The organism is Corallococcus sp. EGB, assembly GCF_019968905.1.
Taxonomy (GTDB): domain Bacteria; phylum Myxococcota; class Myxococcia; order Myxococcales; family Myxococcaceae; genus Corallococcus.
This window is the reverse complement of sequence record NZ_CP079946.1, coordinates 1,900,557-1,923,551: the sequence shown is the minus strand read 5'-3', so window position 1 is coordinate 1,923,551 and position 22,995 is coordinate 1,900,557. Positions and strand designations below refer to the sequence as shown.

The window sequence follows — 22,995 nt, the reverse complement described above, 5'->3', positions numbered from 1 at the left end:
CCTCTCAGGAGCCTCCCCATGTCCAAAGACGCCCGTCTGAAAGCGTTCCTGTCTGATGGCCCCGAGATCTTCAACAGCGTCCAGCAGGGACAGACGCTGTGGAAGCGGGATCCGTTCGACGTCCCCTCCATCAATGCGCCGGCGCGCACGGCGTTCGAGCGGCTCGTGAATCGTGCCACCTCGAAGGTCCGTCCCGAGGACGGGAAGATCCTCCTGCTGCAAGGAGACTCCGGCAGCGGCAAGACGCACCTGGTGCGGGCCTTCCGCAACAGCGTGCACGAGGGCCGCAAGGGCTACGTCGGCTACCTGCCGATGACCGTGGATGTGACGCACTACGACCGGTACATCCTGTCGGAGGTCATCGACTCGCTGGAGAAGCCGTATGACCATGGTCACGTTGACGACACGGGACTGATGCTGTTGTCCGAGGCCGTGCTGCAGCGCTGCACGAACATCTTCGCGGCCAACATTCCCGGAGAGGACCTCCTCAGCGACGAGGAGTTGCACGGCAACATCCGCGCGGTCGCGGACGACCTGCACGCGGATCCCGAGTTCCGGCAGATTGACGTCAATCTGCTGCGCGCCCTGTTGTGCCTCCAACGCCGAGAGGCCCGCTTCCACCATCGCATCGTCCAGTGGCTGCGCTGCGAGGAGATGTCACCGGAGGACCGGGCCATCATCGGCAACCTGGTGCCGCGCAACACCGAGGACTCTCCCAGCCGGATGCTCATCCAGTTGGGCCAGCTCATGGGCATCTTCGGGAAGGCGCTGGTCCTCTGCGTGGACCAGGTGGAGGACATGCTCGACTTCGAGCAGAAGCCCCAGATGGAGCCCTCCTTCCGCCGGGCGATGAGCACGCTGGTGTCGCTGGCGGCGCAGGTGCCCACGGCCATCGTGGTGGTCTGCTGCCTCTCCGACTTCTGGACGGCGACGCGCACGCGGCTCAATCGCGCGATGATCGACCGCATCGAGCGCAACCCCGAACCCGTGGACCTGGAGGTCAACGTCACCGCGCAGACGGCGCGGGATATCGCGGCCCGCCGGCTGAAGTCCCTGTACGAGCAGCAGGGCATCACCTTCAACCCGGCCCAGCCCACCTACCCCATCCCGTCCCAAGGCTTCGACCAGCTGAGCGGCCTGCGCCCGCGCGACATCCTGAACGCCTGCCACCGCTACCGCGAGCGTGGCATCCAGGACGGCAGGCTGCCTGCGACGTTCCCCCTGCCGGAGAAGAACAGGTCTCCGGCAGCGACTCCCGTCTCCCTGCCGCCCGCGACGCCGGACCTGGACCAGGCCTGGACCGACTTCAAGGCCCGGTTCAAGGAGCGTGTGCCGGAGGGAGACGCGGACATCGCAGCCCTGCTCGACTGGGGCCTCACGGTGAGCGCGGAGGAGTTGGGAGGTGCCACCCGGTTCATCGTGAAGCCCTGCGACGAGGACGCGCTCGACGTCACGCTCCAGCCGGGGAACACCCACCTGTACGTCGCGATCTGCAACAACACCTCACGGGGCGGACACCTGGCGAGGCAGATGGAGACGGCCATCCGGGCCGCCAGGAAGAGCCTGCCGGTGCTGGTGCGGGCCACGGAGTTCCCAGGAGGCCTGGGCACGCTCGTGGCGGAGCAGACCGCCGTGCTTCACCGCAGGGGCGGAAGGCGGGTGGTGGTGGGCCCCAGCGACCTGCGGGAGCTGCTCGCGTTGCAGGCGTTCCGCAAGCAGCACGACGAGGCCGCGTTCCTTGCATGGAGCCGTGTGGCCCGTCCGGTGACGCGGCTTCAGGGCATCACGGACCTGCTGGCCCTGGAGAAGTTCGTACCGTCGACCGCGGCCCCCGTCTCGCCGCCCGCGCCAGTGGCTGGCAAGGCGCGTGCTTCGAGCGAATCCTCCGTGACCGACGGAGTCAGCGAGTGGGAAGTGACGCCCGCGAGCCAGATCCTCCCCCCCAACCCCGCGAAGTCGGCCCCCGCGGTCATCGAGGAGGATGGGCCCAAGCCCCCCAAGAAGAACGAAGGGCCCACGGCCCCCAAGAAGGACGAAGGACCCAAGGGGCAGATGCGCGTAGGCATCACGGAGAGCGTCTACGCCAGCACCAACACCGTCTACATCCAGCCGGATGAACTGAAGCAGCACAGCGCCTTCCTCGGCGGTCCTGGCAGCGGCAAAACGACGCTCGCGCTGAACCTGGTCGAGCAGTTGGTACTCCAGGGCATCCCCGCCATCCTCGTGGACCGCAAGGGTGACCTCGCCGCGTATGCGCGCGATGAGTCGTGGGAGGAGCCGCTCGACGACCCGATGATGGTCGAGCGCCGCAAGCTCCTGCGCGAGCGGGTAGACGTCGCGCTCTACACGCCGGGCCGGTCGGACGGGCGCCCGCTGTCGATTCCGGTGGTGCCCCGCGGCCTCGACAAGCTCTCCCCCGAGGAGCGCGACCAGATCCTCCAGCAGACGGCGGACGCCCTCTCCACCATGCTGGAGTACAAGAGCGGCCAGAGGGACAAGGCCGCGAAGGCCCTGCTGGCCCTGGCGCTGCGGCAGCTGGTGCAGCGGCCGTCCGGCAAGGAGATCACCCTGGACCTCGTCCAACGCTTCGTCGCCGCGCAGGACATGGCGCTCGTCCAGGAAGCCCATGGGCTGGATGACAAGGTCTTCACCAAGCTGTCCCAGGACCTGGCGACGCTGCGGCTCAACGCGCAGACCCTGCTCTCCAACACCGGGGAGAAGCTCGACATGAACGAGCTCTTGGGATTGGGCGCCGCGAAGGTGCCGGGCAAGACGCGGCTCACCATCATCAGCACCAAGTTCCTGGGCGGACTGCAGAGCTCCCTGTTCTGGGTGTCCCAACTCCTGGTGGAGGCCAACCGCTGGGCCAGCCAGCACCCGGCCCCCAAGCTCCAGGCCGTGCTGCTCTTCGACGAGGCGGACATCTACCTGCCCGCGCAGAGCATCCCCGCCACGAAGCAGCCCATGGAGAACCTGCTCCGGCGCGCGCGGTCGGCCGGCGTCGGCGTGATGCTCGCGACGCAGAGCCCGGGCGACCTCGACTACAAGTGCCGTGACAACGTGCGCGCCTGGTTCGCCGGCCGCGTGAAGGAAGAGGTGGCGCTCAAGAAGCTCAAGCCGATGTTCTCGGAGGCCCGCGTGGACCCCGCGGTGCGGCTGCCGCCGCAGAAGACCGGCCAGTTCCATGTGCTGCGTGAAGGCCAGGTGGAACAGCTCAGGGCGGACCGGAACATCATCAAGACGGAGCAGTTGTCCGAGGAGGAGATCCTCCAACTCGCACACCGCTCCAGCGAGCAGGGCATCCGCAACGCCGGGTGAGTCCCGCCTGGCAGGGCTCCTGACGCCCACCTCACGCGCCTCCTCGGCCCCCGCGGGCAGGGGGGGTGCTCCCCCTCCGTGGCGAGGACGGGTCCACGGGCGAGGAGTCGTCCCGGACGGCTTCACCGGGCAGCAACTCCCATACGTCCCTCAGGTGTCTTTCCCGAGCGGAGTGGCCGAATGGCCGTGCATCAGGGCCCGCACAGGACCGCGCGTGGGCGCCCCGCGTCGACGTGGCATGCGAACCGGACCTGCCCCCGGTGCGCGCGGACCGGGCGCGCCTGGTGCGCGTCTTCCAGAACCTGGTGGGCAATGCCATCCACTTCACGCCACCCGGCGGCCACATCCTCCTGAAGGCCGCGCGCCGGGGAGACCAGGTGTGCTTCCGCGTGGAGGACTCGGGGCCGGGCATCGACACGCGGTCGCTGCCGCACGTCTTCGACCGCTTCTGGCAGGCCATCCACGCGCGCAAGGCGGGCGCGGGGTTGGGGCTCGCCATCGTCAAGGGGCTGGTGGAGGCCCACGGCGGCCGCGTCTGGGTGGAGAGCCAGCCGGGCCACGGGGCCGCGTTCTTCTTCACGCTGCCCGCCCTCCCGCAGGGCGGCAATGCGGCCAGCCCCTGATGAGCACTCACCCCGGGCACCGGCGGGGCTAGAATGAGGGCATGCCCCCGCAGCCCGCTCGCCAGGCGTCGCCGTGGTTCTTCCTCCCCTGGGACACGTTCAGGGTGGGCCCCGACCGTGTGAAGCCGCCCGGCACCCAGGCCTGAGCATGTTCCCGACCGTCTCCGTCGATGGCGTCGTCCAGCGCTGGGAGGACCTGCGCCTCCAGGACTTCGCCCAGGGCTTCTTCTTCGGCGCGGGCTTCTTCACCACCTTCCGCATCGACGCCGGGCAGCCCCGGTTCCTCGCGAGACACCTGACCCGCCTGCGAGGGAGCCTGGACGCGTTCCCCGGCGCCGTGCGCACTCCGTCCCCCACGCTCCTGCGCGAGGACGCCGTTCGGGACACCCTGCGCCGCTGTCTCGCGGCGGACGCGGCGCTGGGTGCCCGCTTCACCGGCGTGGGCAAGCTCGCGGTCAGCGACGGCCACGTGCTGTGCACCTTCCGCTCGCTCCCCGCCGAGCTCGAAGTCCTGCACCGGGAGGGGCGCGAGCTGGACGGCGTGGAGACCGGGGCGTACCGGCGCTCGGAGCGCACGGTGAACCACAAGGGCCTGGCGTACTTCCGTCAGCACGCGCTGCTGCCGCGACTGCCCGTCATCACCAACGAGGCCGCCGAGGTCTGCGAGCTGCCCACCGCCAACCTCTTCGTGCAGCTCGACGGCGCGCTCGTCACCCCGCCGCTGTCCGCGCCGTGCCTGCCGGGCATCGCGCGCGCGGTGCTGCTGGCCATGGCCTCCGTGGACGGGCTCCCGGTGGTGGAGCGGGTGCTGCCGCTCGCGGACCTGTCCCGCGCGCAGGCGTGCTTCTACAGCAACGCGGTGGCGCTGGCCGTGGGCGTCCCGGCGCTGCTGGGCCGGGCGCTTCCCGACAGCCTGAGGCTCGCGGAGCGGGCCCGCGTCGCGCTCGAGGCCCGGGCCGTTCGCGAGGGCTGAAGCGCGTGGCACACTCGCGGCCATGACCCGCTCCCTCGTCATGGTCCCCCGCTGGGCGGGAAGCCCCGAGACGGACTTCTACCCGTGGCTCACCGCGAAGCTGCGCACGCCGCCGCCCCTCTTCGAGGATGTCCGCACGCTGGCCATGCCCACGCCGGGCGCGCCCACCATCGACGGCTGGGTGTCCACGCTCGCGTCCGCGGTGGGGCCGGTGCCCGCGCCCTCCACGGTGTTCCTGGGCCACAGCGTCGGCTGTCAGGCCGTGATGCGCTACCTGTCCGCGCTGCCTCCGGGCCACACCGTGGAAGGCGCCGTGTTCGTCGCGGGCTGGTTCGAGGTCGACAAGCCCTGGGACACGCTGCGGCCGTGGCTCGACGCGCCCATGGACTTCGAGCGCATCCGCGCCGCGCTCCGCCGCTGCGTGGTGGTGTTGTCGGACTCCGACCCCTTCACGTCCGACCATCGCCGCAACACGCGCCTCTTCGAGGAGCGCCTGGGCGCACAGGTGCGCCTCGTCCCCGGCGGGCGCCACTTCAACAACCCGCAGGAGCCCGCGGTGCTTGCCGCGCTCCAGGACGGGTTCGGCGCGTCGCGCTGAGCAGCCAGCCGGGCAGGCGCCGGACATGGCAATCCGCGCGGCCACCTCCCATCTTGGGAGGACGTCGGAGGACCTTCTTCAACGACAGGGGGTTCGAGATGGAGACGAAGAAACCGGACGAAAAGCAGGTCCAGCGCCAGGGCCTGGGCGAGGACGAGAACCTGCGGCACAAGGGCGGTGGACGAGAGGCCGAGGCGGACCGCCACGCAGGCCCGAAGCCCGAGGGCAACGGCGGCACGGGGCAGCCCGCCGCCTTCCCGGAACACAACTGACACCGGGCGCGCCAGCGATTCTCACCCGACGCCTCGAAGGCGCTTTCGCGGGAGCCGGGAGCCATTAACCTGGGGGGCATGCCCGCCCCCTTTGTCTCCCGTGTCCCCTTCGAGCCCGTCCACCCGAAGACCCTGGCCGTGTACTGCTCGGACGGGCGCTTCACCGAGGCCGTGGAGGACCTGGCCCGCCACCTGGGCCACCCGCGCATCGACACGCTCACCATTCCTGGAGGCCCCGCGCTGCTCAACCGCTGGGCGTCGGACTACCTGGAGAGCGAGGGCTTCACGAAGGCCGCGCGCTTCCTCATCGAGGGCCACCACATCGAGGACGTGCTGCTGCTGGCCCACGCGGGGTGCGGCTACTACCACGCGAAGCACGGGGCGCTGGGGCCGGACATCGCCGTGGAGCAGCAGCTGAAGGACCTGCACTTCGGCGCGAAGGAGCTCCAGACGGCGTACCCCCACCTGCGCATCCACCTCTATTACGTGCGCTCGCACGGGAAGACGATCGAGTTCGAGCCCATCCCCCGCGAGGGCTGAGCGGCCCGTCCGCCGTTAGTGCTGGATGAGCTCGACGCCCGCGAGCGCGAGCGCCCGCGCGAAGCCGGCGGGGGCAGGTGCGTCCGTCACCAGCCGGTCGATGAGGGAGAGGGGCCCGACGACAAAGGGGGCCGTCGTGCACAGCTTCTCCCCCGCCGCCACGGCGATGACCTCCGTGGCCGCGGCCACCATGGCGCGCTTCACCTCCGCGTCCTCGTGGCTGAACACGCCCAGTCCCAGCTCCGGGTGCACGCTCGCGGTCCCCAGCACGCAGAGGTCCGCGCGGAACTTGCGGTATCCCTCCACGGTCTCGGCCCCGGCCACGGCCAGGGAGTCCTTCAGCAGCCGCCCTCCTAGCAGGATGACCTCCACCCCCGGGTGCTCGGCGAGGACGGAGGCGACGGGCAGGCTGTGCGTGACGACCGTCAGCTTCAGGTCTGGCGGCAGGTGGGACGCGACCGCCGTGGCCGTCGTGCCCGCATCCAGGAAGATGAGCTGTCCGGGGCGGAGGAGGCCCGCCACGGTGGCGGCGATCGCGCTCTTGGCCTCCACGGACTCCCCCCGCCGTCCCGCGTAGGTCGGCGCGATGGGCGTGCGGGGGACCGCGCCCCCATAGACGCGGCGGAGCAACCCGTCCTCGGCGAGCTCGCGGAGGTCGCGCCGGATGGTGTCCTCGGAGACGCCGAACGCCTCGGCCAGGGCGGACGCGGCGACACGCTGGTCGCGGGCCAGGAGCTCGAGGATCCGCTTGTGCCGCTCGTGGGTGACCATGCGTGCGGGCTCCATGCAGGATTCGGCAAGGCAGGGTGCCGAATTCGTCCTCTGGATTGTCAAAGCGCACCGGATTCGGCAGATTGATGCCGAATCGTGCAGACGTTACCTCCCGAAGACAAGGCCTGAGGACGCCGCCCTTCGCGCGAGGCGCCGTGGCCGAGGCTCGCGGCCCACCTGCCGACCTGGATTGGAGACACCGTGCAGACGCAACACGTAGGGCGTGCGCTCCTGGCGCTGTCGCTGGGTGGCTTCGGTATCGGGACGACCGAGTTCGCCACCATGGGCATCCTTCCCCAAATCGCGAGCGGGCTCGGGACGACGATTCCCATGAGTGGTCACGTCATCGCCGCGTATGCGCTGGGCGTGGTCGTGGGAGCGCCGCTGGTCGCCATCGTGACGGCGCGGATGTCGCGCCGGGCGCTGCTGCTCCTGCTGATGGTGGCGTTCACCCTGGGCAACACGGCGTCGGCGCTGGCGCCCACGCTCGACACGCTCGTCGCGGCGCGGTTCATGGCGGGCCTGCCGCATGGCGCCTACTTCGGGGTGGCCTCCGTCGTGGGAGCCGAGCTGCTGGGAGCCGGACGCAGGGGGCGCGCGGTGGCGTTGGTCATGGCCGGGCTCACGGTGGCCAACATCGTCGGCGTCCCGGCGGCGACGTTCCTGGGGCAGCACCTGGGCTGGCGGAGCACGTTCCTGCTGGTGGGCGCCATTGGACTGGTGACGCTCATGGCGCTCTGGCTGTGGGTGCCGCACGTGGCCTCGCTGGGAGGCAGCAGCATCCGCCAGGAGCTGTCCGCGCTGCGGCAGCCGCAGGTGTGGTGGACGTCGCTGGTGGGCGCGGTGGGCTTCGGAGGGCTGTTCGCGGTCTACAGCTACATCGCGCCGACGCTGACGCTCGTGTCGGGCCTGCCCGAGTCGGGGCTGCCGTGGGTGCTCGCGCTCTTCGGCGTGGGGATGACGGTGGGGGCGATGTTCGGAGGCCGCCTCACGGACCATTCGGTGACGCTCGCGATGTGGGTGGGGTTTGGCGCGACGACGCTCGTGATGGGCCTGTTCGCGCTCACGGCGGGGGCGCTCTGGGCGGCGGTCCCGCTGGTGTTCCTCATCGGCTTCGCGGCGCAGTTCCTCGCGCCGGCCGTGCAGGTGCGGCTCATGGAGGCCTCCCCTGGAGCGCCCTCCCTGGCCGCGTCGATGTCCCACTCCGCCCTGAACATCGCCAACGCCGCGGGCGCGTGGCTGGGAGGCCTGGTCATCGCGGCCGGGTGGGGCTACCTCGCGCCGGCGTGGGCCGCGGTCGCGCTCACCCTCGCCGGAGCGGCCCTCTTCGCGGTCTCGAACCGTGGCGGCGGTCGTCCCGCCGCGGCACGCGCCGAGCACGCATAGGCAGGCGAGGCGGCGCGCAGGAAGCGCTCGGCGCCCATCAACCGCCCGAGGATTCGCCCGCCCATGCCGAGCGGATGTTGGCGACCATCCGCAAGGCATCCTCATCCGCGAGCGACCGGGCCAGGGATTCGGCCCTGTCCAGGCACGAGCGTGCGCTGTCCGTTGAACCTGATCGCCAGCGGACATCCGCCAGGGCGAGCAGCGGGAGCGGATCCCGCTCCTCGGTGGCAGCGGCTTCTTCGGAGTAGAGCGCTGCTTGCGAAAGTCTCCCGGCTGCGTCGCAGTGGAGTCCGGCAACCCGGGCCAGGAGGGATGTGTTGGCGGGCCGCTCCCTGTCCGACCGGGTGCGCGCCAGAGCGGCTTCGAGGCAATCAATGGCCTCGGCCGTCCGGCCTGCCAGGGCGAACTCGGACGCCATCCGAAGGGGATTCCCGTCGCTCACCGTGCTCCGCCGCCTGGGAGTGCCTCACGTGGAGGCGGGCTCGCCGCTTGCGGCCGCGCATCCAGCCCTCGCGAGGATATCCAGCTCGGGGCCGGCTTTCTGCGCTTCCGGTGTTGATGCCCGGGGGTGTCAGCCACGCTCACGGGCTGCCGCGTCCTGTCCTCCGAGCCGGAGCGCATCCAGCAACGCCGGAGGGTCACCCACGCGGAAGGCCTGGAGCCCCGCGTCGAAGTCCGCACGGGCGCCTACGACCGCTCCCCGCTGAAGCCGGAGCACGCCCCGCTCGTACAGCAGCTCGGGGTCCACCGCGTCGCCTGCCTGGGATGCGAGCGCGGCGGTCAGGTCCGCTTCCGCGGCGTCCGTCCGCCCCAGCCGGGCGCGGCTCCGGGCCCGCTGTTGAAGAAGCCACGGGTTGCCCCGGTCCTCGGCCAGGGCCGCGGTCCAGTCCGCCTCCGCCTCCGCCAGCCGCCCCAGCGCTTCGAGCGACTCCGCGCGCTTCATGTGCAGCACCAGCGCCTTGCGGAAGCCCGCGGACTCCACCCGCGCGAACTCCTCCACCGCCTCCGAGTGCCGCCCCAGCCGGGCCAGCGTGAGCGCCCGGTGATAACGCGTGGCCACGTGCCCCGGCGCCAGCTCCAGCACGCGGTCGAACCAGGGCAGCGCCTCCGCCGGCTGGCCGCCCCACACGCCCAGCGTCAGCCCCACCTCCACCAGCACCCGCACCTGCGTCGGATGCGCCTCCGCCAGCGTCCGCGCCAGCGCGAGCGCCGACGTGTAGCGGCCTCCCCGGCGCAGGCGGTCCACCTCGCGCAAGGGCTCGGACAGCTCCGGGGGCCATGCCTGTCGTCCGTTGCGTTCCATTCGGTGGGGGGCGGTCGTCCGGCATTTCGCAGGCACGTTCCGGGGTGTCAAGGCGGCGACTTGACCCGGAGGCCCGGTCGCGCGAAGAGCGCAGGCATGAAGCCCTGGGAGACAGTGGAGCGAGCGCAGGTGCCGGACGTGGGTGAGGTCGTGCTCGCCCGGCGAGACGAAGAGTACGTGCTGCGCGTGCGCGGGCAGACGTTGATGTCCAGCCGTCAGCATGGCTCGGAGATGGCCATGGCCGAGGCCGGCTGCGCGAACCTCGTGGCGGACGCGCCCGCCCGGGTGCTCGTGGGAGGGCTGGGTTTTGGCTTCACGGTCCGCGCGGTGCTCGATCGCCTGGGGCCGGGCGCCCGCGTCGTGGTCGCGGAGCTGATATCTCCGGTGGTGGAGTGGAACCGGGGCATCCTCGCGCCGCTGGCAAAGGCGCCGCTGGAGGACCCGCGCGTCACCGTGGTGGAAGGTGACGTGGGAAAGCTGATGCGCAAGCAGCAGGGAGGCTTCGACGTCATCCTGCTCGACGTGGACAACGGCCCCACCGCCCTCACCCACCCCGACAACGGCAGCCTCTACGACATCACTGGTGTGTCGCACGCCTTCAACGCCCTGCGCTCCAACGGCACGTTGGTGGTGTGGAGCGCAGGGCCCTCGCCCGCGTTCGTGAATCGCCTGGAGGAGGTGGGCTTCACCGTCCAGTTGCTCCACCCCGCGGCGCACGGCACCAAGGGAACGCGGCACACGCTCTTCGTCGCCCGGCGCGCGCCCAAGGCGAAGTCGCCGTCGTCGTCGCGCCCGCCGTCCCGGCGCTGAAGCCCGTGAGCATCCCTCGCATCAGGAGATAGCAACCGATGAGGTATGTCCGTCTTTTCCTGCTCACCGTCGTCCTCGTCAGCGGCGTGGTCCATGCCGCGGAAGCGGAGCCGATGCCTCCGCACGCGACGTTCACGCTCCCGTCGAAGGCGCTGAAGGAAAAACGGCGCATCAACGTCTACACGCCGCCCGGCTACGGCGCGGCGAAGGGCGTGCGCTACCCGGTCCTCTACATGCCCGACGGCGGCGAGCAGGAGGACTTCCCGCACGTGGCCACCACCGTGGACACCGCCATCCGCGCCGGGGAGATGCGTCCCGTCATCCTGGTGGGCATCGAGAACACCGAACGGCGCCGCGACATGACCGGGCCCACGCAGGTCGAGTCCGACAAGGAGATCGCCCCACGCGTCGGCGGCTCCGCGGCGTTCCGGGCCTTCCTGCGCGACGAGCTGATGCCGCACGTGCGCCGCCAGTACCGAGTCACCGACGAGACGGCCATCATCGGCGAGTCGCTCGCGGGGCTGTTCATCGTGGAGACGTTCTTCCTCCAGCCCGGGATGTTCGGCACCTCCATCGCGCTGAGCCCCAGCCTCTGGTGGAACGACGACGAATGGGTCCGCAAGGCCGCCGAGCGGCTCCAGGCACGGCCGGACCTGAAGGCCACGCTCTACCTGGCCTCGGCAGGCGACGACGTCGCGTCCGAGGCCGAGCGAATGGCCGAAGCGTTCCGCCAGCACGCGCCCAAGGGCCTGAAGTGGAAGTACGAGCCGCACCCCGACCTGCGTCACGCCAACATCTACCGTTCCCTGGAGGTGAAGGTGTTGAAGGAGGCCTTCGCGCCCGCCACAACGAAGGCCGTCCCCTAGGCAGGCCATCCGGAGCGCTCCAGGGAAGGCGCGCGAAGCCGCACACCCGAGCGGGGACGCGAAGGGCTGTCGCCGCTCACGAAGCAGCCAGTCCCAGGCAACGCGCGGTGAATCGCCAGAGGCGAGCAGTCCACCAGCGCAGGGCCCCCTGGATGTCGTGAAGCGGTTCTCCGTCCTCGGGCACCGCCGCGCGGGGAAACTCCCAGGAACCCCTGGGTGGAGTCACGGACGGGAGGCGCTCCGCCGGACACGAGGTCCCGGGCCCAGTCCGACAGCCGGACAGATTTCCCAAGGCTCCAGGCATCGAGTCCCCGGAGAGTTCTTCAGCGGACTCGAAAGGGACGGCCCCGGCGGAGGTGGGAGACAGCCCCGCCCCGCGGTACTGCTCCACGAGGCGGGGCACCCCATGGATGCAGCAGGCAGGCTCAAGTCCCTCACTCCTCGCGACGGCCGCGGTAGGGCCGCCCATGTGACGTGCATCCCCGCCAAGGCACTCATCCAGTGCCCCGCCCTGCTCGGGGATGGGCGCAAGCTCCTCAAGTTCCCGTATCGTCAGCTCAAGGCCATGCGCCTCCCTGTCGGGAAGTTCCCGCAGCACACCGTCATGCTCGGAGGTCGGCACGACTCTGTCAGGGCTACACGTCGCCCCACAGAGGCGGGCCTCCATCACATCGCCCTGCGGAATGGCTGACGCACAGCCGTCAAGAGCGCCGCTCTCGTCACGGTGGGGTTCAAGGGAAACCGGCTTCATGGGGACAGGCGCGAACTGTTCGAGCACGCGCTCATCGCAAACCGCCATCAGCGTCGGCAGCTCCTGCTGGAGCGCCCGCACGTCGCGCTCCGACAGAGCATTCATGGCGCGAATGGCCCACTCACGCAGCGCATCACCGCCCATGAAGGGCAGCAGTCGAGCCGCGGCTCCCAGAAAGGCCCGTTGCAGGGACTGGACAAGGAGCACATGTCCGGGCCGCTCCGCCACCCGGGCCGCCAGCCGCAGCAACTCAAACTCCACCTGGGCGCACCGCTCTCCCGATTCCCACTTCCCCGCGTCCCAAAGCCCGAAGCAGACCTGCGACAACTGGTTCAAATCCCCCTGCGAGGCCTTCGCGCAGCAGTCGACCAGGAGTTCCACCATCACCTGCCGCCGAAGGCTGAAGTAGCCCTCCAGGAGCCGACGAGCCTCCGGTGAGCGCGCGTCGTGCAGCGCAAGCCCCAGGTTCTCCAGCGTCAGCGACTCATCTAGCGCCACCGCGCGCGTCCTACGTCCGGGACGCTGCACCACCAGGCCCCGCGCCGCCAGCCGGCGCAGCGCCTCACGAATGGTGCCCCGACACACGTTATGGCGACGCGCCAGCGTCGCTTCCGAGCCGAACTGCCCGCAGCGCGGTAATCGCCCCAAGGCGATATCGCGCTCCAACTCCGCTTCCACATACGCCACGAGCCCACCCCGTCCCATCTCCATCCCCATTCCCCTTCCTCGCCCCAGCATCGCCATCCAACCACAGGGGTCTGACATGGACGCGGGTGGCAAACTGTCCGCGTCTCCTTCCGGGACAGCGAGCCCCCGGGCCTCGGTCTGCGAAATCCTGTCCGACTGTCGGACATGTTCGCGAACTCGGGGCTGCGGCGCAGACCTGCCCGACTGTCGGACAAGCTCGCGGCCTCCGGCCCCATGCGGTGAAAGCCTGTCCGACTGTCGGACATGTTCACGAACTCGGGGCCGCGGCGCAGACCTGTCCGACTGTCGGACAAGTTTTCGGAAAGCGCGCCCGGTGGGCGGCCTCTGCCGGTGGATCCTCTTTGCTGTCCACGCTGGCCCGCGGCTGCGGGTCGGCGCTTCCCCTGTGCGTGGACGCGCGCTGGATTCGTGCGGCATGAACCTGTCGGACAGTCGGACAGGTTTTCGGAGAGCGTGCCCGGCGGGCGGCGGCTGTCCGTGACTCCTCGTTCGCGCCCGCTTGCGCGCACCCTCGCGGTTCACTGCGGTGCTCCGCGCGCGACGTGTTCCCTCACGTTGAACTGCCGTGTCGCGGGATCCGCTATCGGACAGCTGGCGACCTGCGGGCCGGATGGTTCCGTCTCCCGGAAATCCGCTAGAAGTCCCACTACATTCCAATCCTTGGAGGTGCTCGATGGGTCTTCCCAATGGCGTCCATCACCTGGCGATCGCGACGCGGGACATGAAGGCGCAGCTCACGTTCTTCACCCAGGTCGTCGGCATGGAGTTGGAGGCGCTGTACTGGATGCACGGCGTGGAGAACACCGTTCACGCCTTCCTGCGGCTGGGCGACACCTGCTCGCTGAGCTTCGTACAGGCGCCGGACATGGCGAGCATTGAACCGGTGATGGGCGTCTCGCATCCGGGCTTCAGCGCGGGCTCCGTGGCGCCGGGCGCGATGCAGCATCTGGCGCTGAGCGTCCCATCCGAAGTGGAGTTGCTCGCGCTGCGCGACCGGCTGCGCTCGCATGGCTATTGGGTGGCGGGGCCCGTGAACCACAACCTGTGCAAGTCGATGTACGTCCAGGCACCGGAGGGGCTCGTGCTGGAGTTCGCGACGGAGGAGGGCGCCATCGACACCGAGCAATGGATCGACCCGGCCGTGGTCGCCTTCTGTGGCATCAGCCCTTCGGAGCTGGAGGGCTTCATGCGTCCGCCGCCATTCCAGTCCCAGGGCGGCAAGGTGTCCCAGCCGCCGCCGAACACTCGCCCCAACTTCGTCTTCACCGGAGAGTGGGCTCCGCGCGGTGAGGCCTTCTTCCAGCTCACCGACGCGCAGATCGCCGCCGCGCTGGATTCGCCCACGCCGCCAGTCCCGAAGCGGCGTCCCGCGCCATGAGCCAGCGCCTTACCTCTACTGCATGAGCGACGCAGTGCCCGTACCGCCCCGCGGCTCGGGAGGCCGCCGCACGCAGGTTCAGCCAGCGCGGCGTGAAGAGCGTCGGGTTGGCCTGCCGCCAGTTGCGCCACCCGGGCACCACCGATGCCCGGCCCTGGTCCAGGGCCTTGAGGCTTCGCAGCACCACTGCCTCCGCCGTCGCCATGGACCGACGGCAGCCAGCCGGGTCCCCACCACGTCGAAGAACGCCGTCTGGACAGGGCCCGGGCACAGCGCGAGCACCCGCACGCCACGCTCGCGCGTCTCCTCCGACAGCGCTTCCGTAAAGAACTGCTCGAGCGCCTTGCTGGCCGCGTAGATGGCCATAAGGCCGCGTTGAGGATGCCGCCCACGCCGCGTGCGAGGATGTCCGGCAGGAACAGGTGGCTGGTGTCCACCAGCGACGTGACGTTGGGCATCACCTGCTCGCGCTGCCGCGCGAACGGCGCCGCGATGAATGCTCTCTGCGTGCCGAAGCCGCGTTGTTGATCAGCAGGTCCACCCGCAGCATTTCTGCCGGCAGCGCGCGGGCAGCTCGCGGCCCGCGCTCTCGCGGCCCAGGTCCAGCGCTTGGACCTCCACCTGGATGTCGTGCGCCTTCGTCAGCTCCGCCGAGCGCGCGCATCCGGCCCCCGGAGCTGGCCACCAGAATGAGGGCCATGCCGCGCGCCGCCAGTTCGCGGGCGAACACCGCGCCCAGTCCGGCTGAGGCGCCCATCACGAGCGCCCGTGGCCCGCGTGGGGGAAGTCCTTGCACCGACGGGCGAGAGGGATGGAGGAGGAAGACGAGGTCGTTTGCATGTTCCTGGAATGTGAGCGACCGCGCACGTTCTCGACTCGCGTGGTGCTCACATTTCCCGTGGAGGCCTCATGCCACCTTCCCGTCGCAGGGCCCCCGCCAGGAGCGGGCGCAGGCCACGTGTGATGCCCTCCTCCCCGCGACTGCCCGCGTTCTGCTCAGGGGCGGCGATGAGGCCGCGAGCACCAGCCGCACCGCCTAAACGGCCGATCGTGATTCTCGAACGCCCATCACGGGAGCCTGCCCGCTCGCTCTGGTTCCGACTTGCAGCGGAAACCAGGACGTTCCTCGGAGCGGAGGGTTCCGATTGGTCGCCAAGCACCAACCACGTGGAGTCACAGGGAACCTCGGCCGTTCAGGAGGCGAGGGGGAGAGAGGGTTCGCTCTACCAATACTTCCCGGCTGGTGACGGCGCTGATGAAGCAGCACCGCGCGAGGGGGCTCGCGGACTTCGAGGCGGGGCTGGTGCCGGTGGCTGGACAGCCGCTTCAGGTGGCCATGCGCGCGCTCATCCGGCGGGTGCTGGCAGTGAAGCGGGAGAACCCGCGCCTTCACCAGGCGCTGCACGAGCTGAGGCCCCGGATGCGGCAGCGGGGCTTGTCGGATAGGTACTCGCAGCGGCTGCACCGGTTGGTGCGGGCGTTCCTCGCGCTCCGCTTCGCGGACCTGCGCCCCCGGAACCTGGACATGGTGGTCTTCATCCTGGTGAACGCGGTGGAGGCGCTGTGCCACTCGGCGGTCACCGACCGGCCGGACTATCTAGAGGACGAGGCGTTCGTCGAGGAGAGCTCCGTGCTCGTGCTGGGCTGCCTGCGTCCGGAGCCGGCCTTGGCCTGCCCCGGCGTGCGACGCGGGAGCGGGCGATCCACATGTGAGGGAGGACACCGTCCCGCGAGGAGGGTCCGACGCGTGGCCTTGGAGGGGCGTTCGCGCGCGTGGACACCCTCCTCGCGGGAGGAGACACCGTGCACCGAGCATCAGGGCTGCGCGGGTGCGCGACCCAGCGGAATCACCAGCGGCCCCGGCAGGTCCGGCCGCGCCACCACCTCCACCTGCAATCCGAACGTGTCCGCGATGAGGCCGGGCGTCAGCACGCCAGAAGGCGTGCCCGTCTCCACGCACCGGCCCTGCTCCAGCACCGCGATGCGGTCCGCGTACCGCGCGGCCAGGTTCAGGTCATGCAACACCGCGAGCACCGCTCCGCCGTCCCGCGCGAAGGCACGGGCGCGCTCCAGCACCAGGTGTTGATGGGACAGGTCCAGGCTCGCCGTCGGCTCGTCCAGGAGCAGGTAGCGGTGGCCGCGCGCGGGCGGCTTCCACAGCTGGGCCAGCACACGGGCCAGCTGCACGCGTTGCCGCTCGCCTCCAGAAAGCGTGGTGTATGAACGCGAGGCCAGGTGCTGCGTGTCGGTGGCGTCGAGCGCCGCTCGGGCGATGTCCAGGTCGGACGCGTCACCGCCCCTGCGCGCATGCGGGCTTCGCCCCAGGAGCGCCACCTCCAAGGCGGTAAAGCCGAAGCCCAGGGAGGACTCCTGCGGCAGGACTCCCAGCCGCTGCGCGCGATCCACATAGGGCCACTGATGCAGCGCTCGGCCCTCCAGGAAGATGTCGCCGGACTTGCAGCGCAGCTCGCCCGACAGCGCCGCCAGCAGGGAGGACTTGCCCGCGCCGTTGGGGCCCACCACGGCGAGAAGCTCACCCGGCCGGACCTCCAGCGTCAGCGGGCCGGCCACACGGCCCCGCCCGCGCCAGACCTCGATGCCGCGCGCCTCCAGGCTCATGCCGCCCCCTTGCGCGCGAGCAGCGCGATGAACGCGGGCACGCCCAGCACCGACGTGAGCGCCCCCACCGGCAGCTCGGACGGAGACGCCAGCGTGCGCGCGAGCAGGTCCGACGCGAGGAGCAGCGAGGCCCCCGACAGCGCGGAAGCGGCCAACAGCCTCCGGTGGTCCGGCCCGAGCGCGATGCGCAGCAGCCCCGGCACCAGCAGGCCCACGAAACCAATCATCCCGCAGAAGGCCACCGCCGCCCCCACGCCCAGCGCGGCGGCGAGGATGAGCTTGCGCTTGAGCCGCTCCACGTCCACGCCCAGGTGCCACGCCTCGCGCTCGCCCAGGAGCACCAGGTTGAGCGCCCGCGCCTCGCTCAAGAGCAGCCCCACCGTCACGAGCAGCGGCAGCGCCGCGGCGCCCACCGCCTCCCACGACGCGCCGCCCAGGCTGCCCAGGCTCCAGAAGGTGATGGTGCGCAGCTGCGCGTCCGTGGCGGCGTGCGTGAGCAGGCCCATGCCCGCGAACGCGCCCGCGCTCACCGCCACGCCCGCCAGCAACACGCGCGACGTGTCCGTGCGCCCGCCGCCCGTGCCCAGCCGCAGCGCGAGCAGCGTCGCCCCCAGTGCGCCCAGGAAGGCCGACCCCGGCACCACCAGCATCCGGAAGGGGCCCACGTGCGCGGCCAAGGCCACGTCCAGCACGATGGCCAGCACCGCGCCCAGCGCCGCCCCGCTGGACGTGCCCAGGAGGCCCGGCTCCACCAGCGGGTTGCGGAAGAGGGCCTGGAGCGCCGCCCCCGTGGTGGCCAGCACCCCGCCCACCATCACCGCCATCAGCACGCGCGGCAGGCGGATGGTGAGCAGCACCGCGCGTTGCATCGCGTCCAGCCGGTGGGAGGCCTCGCCCAGTCCGGCCGCCTCCCAGAGACTTCCGAGGATGGCGGACGGGGGCACCGTCATCAAGCCCACCGCCAGCGACGCCAGGACCATCACCGCCAGCAGCAGTCCCAACGTCACCCAGGGCCCCGCGCCCGGAACCCGCGAGGACACCGGCCGCGAGGCCGGCACGGGCATGGCCTCCGACGCGCTCATTTGCCGCCGCCCTTCTCCGCGGCCACCGCGTCCTGCACGCGGGCCACCGCCTTGCCCAGGCCGGGCCCCAGCCCCATGAAGTCCACGTCCTCCACCGTGACGAGCTTCCAGCCCTTCACCTGCGACAAGCCGGGCAGCTTCGCCAGGCCCTCCGCGCCGCCCACCGACGACACGGAGCTCGCGGGCAAAAGCACGTACTCAGGCGCCGCCGCCACCACGGCCTCCGCGCCCAGCGGCTTGTGGCCCTGCATCGCGTCCGCCGCGTTCAGCGCGCCCGTCAGGCGGATGAGCATGTCCGCCACAGTGCCCGAGCCCGCCACCATCATCGTGCCCGCGCCGCGCGCGTAGATGGCCAGGATGCGCGGCGGCTTCGCGCCCTTCACCCGGGCCGCGCGCTCCGCCGCCCTCTTCAGGTCCGCGTCCAGCTCCGCCACCAGCGCCTTGCCCTGCTCCGGCGTGCCCAGCCGCTCCGCGATGCCCAGGATGCGCGCGCGAGCGCGCTCCACCGAGGGCTCGTTGGAGTACGTCTCCACCGTCATGCCCGCCTGCTTGAGCTGCTCCAGCACCGCCGGAGGCCCGGCCTCCGCCGAGCCCAGGAGCAGGTTCGCTCCCAGTGACAGCACGCCTTCCGCCGACAGCGCGCGCTGGTAGCCCACCGTGCGCACCTTCGACGCCTCCGGCAGCGTCGCGCTGGAGTCGTCCACGCCCACCACCCGGTCACCCGCGCCCAGCGCGAACACCGTCTGCGTGATGGCCGGGCCAATGGTGATGAGCTTCGGCGTGGGAGGCGCCGCGTGCGCCGTCAGCGCGAACACGGCCGCGGCCAGGCCCCACCCGGAGGCCGTCCACCTCATGACGCCACCTCCACCGCGGGCAGAGTCCGGACCAACTCCTCCATCAGCGACCGCCACGCGGGGGACTCCAGCTCGCCCGGCTTCCGCTTGCCAAAGAGGAGCGCGATGTTCTCCCCCGCCTCGTCGAACAGCTCCAGCGAGGTGACGTCGCCGTCGCGGGTGGGCTTGCGCACCACCCACGCCGAGTGGACGTGGTCCGCGCGGACGTGCAGGTTGAAGCCCGGATCCATCACGTTCATCCACGGGCCCATGGGCCGCACCGTGCGCACCGGGCCGGTGTGGATCTGAATCGCGCCGGGGTTGCCCACGAACACCATGATGGGCAGCTCCGTGGCCGCGGCCCGCTCCAGCGTCCAGCCCAGCGAGTCCGGCGTCACGGGCCTGGCGAACTCCGTCCCCGCGAGCCGCAGCGCCTGCGTGCGCGCGACCTTGAACCTGTTGAGCAGCGCGAAGAACTCGTGCGTGTCCTGGAGCGCACGCCAGCCGGCCTTGAGCCCCAGCGCGTCGATCTCCGCGTCCGGCCGGGGCCCGGCGGGAGGCGACGCCGGCACCACGTCCAGCACATGGCCCTGGTCCTCGTGCTGGAGCTCGCGCACCAGCCCCTCGAAGGCGGAGACGTTCGCGTCGTCCTGGAGGTAGATCTTGTGCACCGCCGTGCCGGCGGCGTCGAAGACCTGGAAGCTGCGGCGCACCTGGCCGGAGAGGTCCTCGCGCAGCGCGAAGACGTAGCACCAGCGCGACAGGAACAGCCGCAGGTCGATGTCCTCGTCCAACACCAGCGCGCGGGAGCCGTTCAGCTCCACCTTGCGGTACACGCCCTTCTTCTCGTGCACGGCGGACGCGTTGCGCGTGAGCGCCATCACCCGGCCCAACGACTCCAGCCGGGGCAGCAGCACGTCGAAGCGCGGCTCCAGCCGCACCAGTTCGCCGCTGAGCCCCGTGGCGAGCAACTCCGCCTCGCTCACGCCCAGCTTGTCCGCCGCGTCGCGGATGCGCATGCGCGGCTCGGATTCCTTCAAGGCCCGCCAGCGCTCCCCCAGCGCGATGAGGGGGCTGGCCACCTCCTCCGTGCGGCCCATCACGGCTGCACCCCGGCCGGCGCGGCGACCTTCGCCCAGAGCAGCTTCAACTTCGCGGGAGTGCCGGCCGCGTCGTAATAGGACTCGAGCGCCACCTTGAAGTACGCCCCGGAATCCGAGCGCACGACGTAGAGCTGCGGACGCGGCGTGAGCGTGTGGGTCGGCAGGTCGTAGACGTACCAGCCGTCCCCCGCGTTGAAGACGGTGTCCACGTCCTCGCCGGTGTCCGGGCCGTCCGCCGCATCCGTCAGGTAGCCGGACGCGGGCGCCTGGGTGAGCGCCGCGAACGCCGTATCCGGCACGATGGCCACCTGCACGCCGCCCGTGCCGCTGACGCCGCCGCGCGACTTCACCGTGAAGCGCTGGAAGGCCAGGTCCCAGAGCGCGTCTTCCGTCGCGCTCGCCTCCTTGCCCGCGTCCAGGTCCAGGCCCACCCAGCTCTTCGTGTCGGTCGCGTCGACGACGGTGGTGAACGAACCGTCGCCGTTGTCCTGGTGGGTCAGGTGCTGGCCGTCCTGCGGCGTGACGGCGGGGTCCTCGGCCTCGCCGGGCCCTGGCGTGGGCTGGAGGTCGTCACCACACGCGGTGCCCAGGCCCGCGAAGAGCAGCGCCGCGCAGGCGCGGCCCAGGAAGCCGGGACGGATGGGATTGGGGAACATGCGGACTCCTTCGGATGCTGGGTGGGAAATCAGAACCGGGTGGAGACGCCGGCCTGGAGGGTGCGGGGCGGAATGGGCAGGTCCGTCGGGTTGCCCGCGTTGGTGAGGTTGCTGCCCACGACGAAAAGCTGGAGCCCGCCCGCCGGCATCAGCCAGGCGACCCGGGCATCCAGGGAGACGGTGGGGCTGGCACGGTAGGACTCCGCCACGCCGTCTCCGTTGGTATCGGGATAGAAGGGACGCTCGCCGGTGAGCGCGCCGCGCACGTTGGCCTCCAGACCCCACGCACGGTGGCGCCACGTGGCCTGCGCGGTGAGCCGGTGCCGCGCCTGGCCTTCCAGCTCGCGGTGCAGCTCCTGGTCGGTGCCGTCGGTGAGCGTGTAGCCCAGCTCCACCTGGATGCGGCCCGGCAGCGACTGGCGCACGCCCAGCTCGCCGCCGCGCACGCGCGCCCGGGCGATGTTGATGTACGAGTAGCGCAGGAAGTCGCCCTCGGACTGGAGCGACGCGGCAATCATGTCGCGCAGCGAGTGCTGGAACGCGCCCACCCACAGCAGGGTGTCGCCCGTGGGCCGCGCCTCCACGTTGACGCTGAAGCTGCGCGAGCGCTCCGGCTTGAGGTCCGGGTTGCCGCGCACGGTGTAGCCCACGGACGGGTTCTCGAAGTCGATGAGCAGGTCCTGGAAGCTGGGAGCCCGGTAGCCCCAGCCGTAGCTGCCGCGCACGGTGAGCCATGACAGCGGCTCCGCCTTCAGCGCCACGCGCGGCGTGGCCGCGAGCCCGAACTGCGAATCCACGTCCAGCCGTCCGCCCGGCACCAGCACCAGCCCCGGCTTCTCCGCCAGCGTCCAGCTGTCCTGCGCGTACACCGAGCCGCGCCCGCGCCGCCCGCGGCCGCCCTCCAGCCGGTCCGAGCGCAGCCACTCGCCCAGGTACTCGGTGCCCGCCACCAGCGCGTGTCCGCCGCCGGGCCGGGTGTCCACCTGCGCGCCCACGCGGGCCTGCTGGTCGCGCGTGTCCTCCACGGTGTCCAACGCGGAGGCGTTGCGCTGGTCGCGCAGGTAGCGCCGCTCGAAGTGCCCGTAGGCCACGTCCGTGCGCAGCGTCGTCGTGCCACCCAGGCGCCAGGACGGAGACAGGCGCGAGGCGAAGCTGTTGTCGCGGCTCGCGCGGTCGAACACCGCGCCCGCGGCGCCCAGGTCCACGCCGCGCTGGATGCGGTGGGAGAAGGACGCGGTGCCTTCCAGCGACAGGGCGCCCTGCCCGCGCCAGTCGCCGCTCGCGGACAGGTCGTAGCCGCTCAGGCTGCTGCCCGTGGTGCCGATATCGGAGAGGTCCAGGTCATAGGACGACCGCCGCTGGAGCCCGGCGCTCAGGCGCAGGCCCCACGCGTCGCCGCGCGTCTCGCCGGTGGCGTCCAGGTCCAGGCGGTTCAGCGTGCCGTAGGCGGCGCGCAGGTCCGCGCCCAGGGAGCGCTGCGCCCGGCGGGTGATGAAGTTCACCACGCCCGCCACCGCGTCGCTGCCGTAGAGCACGGACGCGGCGCCCTTCACGATTTCGACCTGCTCGATGTCCTCCAGCGACAGGCGCGACAGGTCGATGTTGCCGTCCACCTTGCCGGTGACGCGCTCGCCGTCCACCAGCACCAGCACGTACTCCGGCGCCAGGCCCTGCACGGACAGCCCCGCGCCCGCGAAGCCCTGCTGCACGACGAGCCCCGGGCGCGTGGAGAGCAGCTCCGAGGCGTCCCGCGCTCCGCTGGCGACAATCTCGGAGCGGCTGATGACCTCCGTGGCCACCGGCGTCTCGCGCAGCCGCTCCTGCGTGCGCGAGCCCGTCACCACCGTCTGGAGCGAGGGCGGCTCCTCCACGCCTCCGTCCACGGACGGCACGTCCTCCGCCCGGGCCACGCCGGACAGGGCACTCCCTAGCAGCGCACACAGCCACCAACGCCCGGACATCCCTCGTCCTCCCGGCACGCAAGCCGGGCGGCTTCCGTTCCCGGGAAGCCTGTCGGGCGCTGGGCTCAAGGGCCTCGGGCCGCAGGAAACACACTGCCGCGAGCCCCCTGCCGGAAGCCCGTTTCATCCAAGCGGTTCAGCCGCGCTCACTCCGGGGAGCGCCCCCGCGCCGGGGCTCCGACGACGGGCCGGACTCCAGCGGCACCACCTGCGTCCGGTGGCACCGGCGGCACTTCAGCTCCACGCCGCCCGGCACCAGTCGCGCCAGCAGGCTGCCGCACATGCAGCGCAGCTCCCCGGCGCCTCCCTGTGGTCCGCATCCCTCGTGCATCGCAGGCTCCCTGCGTTCGATGGAGCCGGACGATATTGATACTGACTATCAAAGTCAAAAGACTTCCAGTGAACAGGCCCCGCGCCGGAGCCTGGCGTTCAGCGGAGGACCGT

General features: G+C 71.2%; 23 protein-coding genes and 1 pseudogene. 11 read left to right on the top strand and 13 right to left on the bottom strand.

Features of this window, described 5'->3' with window-relative positions:
* Nucleotides 1-18 precede the first annotated feature (18 nt).
* The 6 genes from KYK13_RS07985 (at nt 19) to KYK13_RS07960 (ending at nt 6,324) form a co-directional block, all read left to right on the top strand.
* Entirely contained in the window at nt 19-3,318 is a 3,300-nt protein-coding gene (locus KYK13_RS07985) for an ATP-binding protein (protein WP_223643318.1), read from the top strand.
* Nucleotides 3,319-3,551: 233 nt separating this feature from the next.
* Nucleotides 3,552-3,941 (top strand): cell wall metabolism sensor histidine kinase WalK, encoded by a 390-nt coding sequence (locus KYK13_RS07980; protein ID WP_223643317.1) that lies wholly within the window; start codon nt 3,552-3,554, stop codon nt 3,939-3,941.
* Nucleotides 3,942-4,089: 148 nt separating this feature from the next.
* The gene (locus tag KYK13_RS07975) at nt 4,090-4,914 is read left to right on the top strand and encodes an aminotransferase class IV (RefSeq protein ID WP_223643315.1); all 825 of its coding nucleotides are present in this window, start codon (nt 4,090-4,092) and stop codon (nt 4,912-4,914) included.
* A gap of 22 nt (nt 4,915-4,936) precedes the next feature.
* A complete protein-coding gene (locus KYK13_RS07970; protein WP_223643312.1) occupies nt 4,937-5,512 on the top strand; it encodes an alpha/beta hydrolase in 576 nt (191 codons plus the stop codon).
* A gap of 98 nt (nt 5,513-5,610) precedes the next feature.
* Nucleotides 5,611-5,784, top strand: coding sequence for a hypothetical protein (locus KYK13_RS07965; protein WP_223643310.1), 174 nt, complete (start codon nt 5,611-5,613; stop codon nt 5,782-5,784).
* Between the two features lie 78 nt (nt 5,785-5,862).
* Complete coding sequence (locus KYK13_RS07960; protein ID WP_223643309.1) at nt 5,863-6,324, top strand: carbonic anhydrase; 462 nt, start codon at nt 5,863-5,865, stop codon at nt 6,322-6,324.
* Nucleotides 6,325-6,339: 15 nt separating this feature from the next.
* Here the strand turns inward: KYK13_RS07960 and KYK13_RS07955 are convergent, their stop codons facing one another.
* Nucleotides 6,340-7,095, bottom strand: a complete 756-nt coding sequence (locus KYK13_RS07955; protein ID WP_223643307.1) for a DeoR/GlpR family DNA-binding transcription regulator — start codon at nt 7,093-7,095, stop codon at nt 6,340-6,342.
* A gap of 201 nt (nt 7,096-7,296) precedes the next feature.
* Here KYK13_RS07955 and KYK13_RS07950 point away from each other — a divergent pair, with 201 nt between their 5' ends.
* On the top strand, nt 7,297-8,481 hold the full coding sequence (locus KYK13_RS07950) for an MFS transporter (protein ID WP_223643305.1): 1,185 nt from the start codon (nt 7,297-7,299) through the stop codon (nt 8,479-8,481).
* Between the two features lie 37 nt (nt 8,482-8,518).
* Here the strand turns inward: KYK13_RS07950 and KYK13_RS07945 are convergent, their stop codons facing one another.
* Both KYK13_RS07945 and KYK13_RS07940 read right to left on the bottom strand, forming a co-directional pair.
* Nucleotides 8,519-8,899, bottom strand: a complete 381-nt coding sequence (locus tag KYK13_RS07945) for a hypothetical protein (RefSeq protein WP_223643303.1) — start codon at nt 8,897-8,899, stop codon at nt 8,519-8,521.
* A 153-nt stretch (nt 8,900-9,052) separates the two neighbouring features.
* A complete protein-coding gene (locus tag KYK13_RS07940) occupies nt 9,053-9,784 on the bottom strand; it encodes a tetratricopeptide repeat protein (protein WP_223643301.1) in 732 nt (243 codons plus the stop codon).
* 96 nt (nt 9,785-9,880) lie between these two features.
* Between KYK13_RS07940 and KYK13_RS07935 the strand changes: the two genes are divergently transcribed.
* Together KYK13_RS07935 and KYK13_RS07930 are read left to right on the top strand one after the other, a co-directional pair.
* Nucleotides 9,881-10,594, top strand: a complete 714-nt coding sequence (locus KYK13_RS07935) for a hypothetical protein (protein ID WP_223643299.1) — start codon at nt 9,881-9,883, stop codon at nt 10,592-10,594.
* Between the two features lie 38 nt (nt 10,595-10,632).
* Nucleotides 10,633-11,460 (top strand): alpha/beta hydrolase, encoded by an 828-nt coding sequence (locus KYK13_RS07930; RefSeq protein WP_223643297.1) that lies wholly within the window; start codon nt 10,633-10,635, stop codon nt 11,458-11,460.
* Nucleotides 11,461-11,536: 76 nt separating this feature from the next.
* Here the strand turns inward: KYK13_RS07930 and KYK13_RS07925 are convergent, their stop codons facing one another.
* The gene (locus tag KYK13_RS07925) at nt 11,537-12,922 is read right to left on the bottom strand and encodes a FadR/GntR family transcriptional regulator (protein ID WP_223646554.1); all 1,386 of its coding nucleotides are present in this window, start codon (nt 12,920-12,922) and stop codon (nt 11,537-11,539) included.
* A 670-nt stretch (nt 12,923-13,592) separates the two neighbouring features.
* On the opposite strand from KYK13_RS07925, the gene KYK13_RS07920 reads away from it, so the two are divergent.
* Nucleotides 13,593-14,297 carry a VOC family protein gene (locus KYK13_RS07920; protein WP_223643295.1) on the top strand — a complete coding sequence of 235 codons (705 nt, stop codon included), beginning with the start codon at nt 13,593-13,595 and terminating at the stop codon, nt 14,295-14,297.
* A 78-nt stretch (nt 14,298-14,375) separates the two neighbouring features.
* Here KYK13_RS07920 and KYK13_RS39220 read toward each other — a convergent pair whose 3' ends face one another.
* Together KYK13_RS39220 and KYK13_RS39215 are read right to left on the bottom strand one after the other, a co-directional pair.
* The gene (locus KYK13_RS39220; protein ID WP_223643293.1) at nt 14,376-14,663 is read right to left on the bottom strand and encodes an SDR family NAD(P)-dependent oxidoreductase; all 288 of its coding nucleotides are present in this window, start codon (nt 14,661-14,663) and stop codon (nt 14,376-14,378) included.
* 91 nt (nt 14,664-14,754) lie between these two features.
* Nucleotides 14,755-15,054 (bottom strand): hypothetical protein, encoded by a 300-nt coding sequence (locus KYK13_RS39215; RefSeq protein ID WP_223643291.1) that lies wholly within the window; start codon nt 15,052-15,054, stop codon nt 14,755-14,757.
* Nucleotides 15,055-15,552: 498 nt separating this feature from the next.
* On the opposite strand from KYK13_RS39215, the pseudogene KYK13_RS39210 reads away from it, so the two are divergent.
* A pseudogene (locus tag KYK13_RS39210) lies at nt 15,553-15,936 on the top strand (hypothetical protein); the annotation flags it as partial.
* 176 nt (nt 15,937-16,112) lie between these two features.
* Here KYK13_RS39210 and KYK13_RS07900 read toward each other — a convergent pair.
* From KYK13_RS07900 to KYK13_RS07870, 7 genes are all read right to left on the bottom strand, one after another.
* Complete coding sequence (locus KYK13_RS07900) at nt 16,113-16,916, bottom strand: heme ABC transporter ATP-binding protein (protein WP_223643289.1); 804 nt, start codon at nt 16,914-16,916, stop codon at nt 16,113-16,115.
* Nucleotides 16,913-17,998, bottom strand: coding sequence for an iron ABC transporter permease (locus KYK13_RS07895; RefSeq protein WP_223643287.1), 1,086 nt, complete (start codon nt 17,996-17,998; stop codon nt 16,913-16,915). Before KYK13_RS07895 ends, KYK13_RS07900 begins: the two co-directional genes overlap by 4 nt.
* On the bottom strand, nt 17,995-18,852 hold the full coding sequence (locus KYK13_RS07890) for a hemin ABC transporter substrate-binding protein (RefSeq protein ID WP_223643285.1): 858 nt from the start codon (nt 18,850-18,852) through the stop codon (nt 17,995-17,997). The genes KYK13_RS07895 and KYK13_RS07890 overlap by 4 nt, the downstream gene beginning before the upstream one ends.
* Entirely contained in the window at nt 18,849-19,931 is a 1,083-nt protein-coding gene (locus KYK13_RS07885; protein WP_223643283.1) for a hemin-degrading factor, read from the bottom strand. The genes KYK13_RS07890 and KYK13_RS07885 overlap by 4 nt, the downstream gene beginning before the upstream one ends.
* A complete protein-coding gene (locus KYK13_RS07880) occupies nt 19,931-20,590 on the bottom strand; it encodes an HmuY family protein (protein WP_223643281.1) in 660 nt (219 codons plus the stop codon). Before KYK13_RS07880 ends, KYK13_RS07885 begins: the two co-directional genes overlap by 1 nt.
* A 29-nt stretch (nt 20,591-20,619) precedes the next feature.
* The gene (locus KYK13_RS07875; protein WP_223643280.1) at nt 20,620-22,551 is read right to left on the bottom strand and encodes a TonB-dependent siderophore receptor; all 1,932 of its coding nucleotides are present in this window, start codon (nt 22,549-22,551) and stop codon (nt 20,620-20,622) included.
* A gap of 136 nt (nt 22,552-22,687) precedes the next feature.
* Nucleotides 22,688-22,834, bottom strand: a complete 147-nt coding sequence (locus KYK13_RS07870; RefSeq protein ID WP_223643278.1) for a hypothetical protein — start codon at nt 22,832-22,834, stop codon at nt 22,688-22,690.
* Nucleotides 22,835-22,995: the final 161 nt, after the last annotated feature.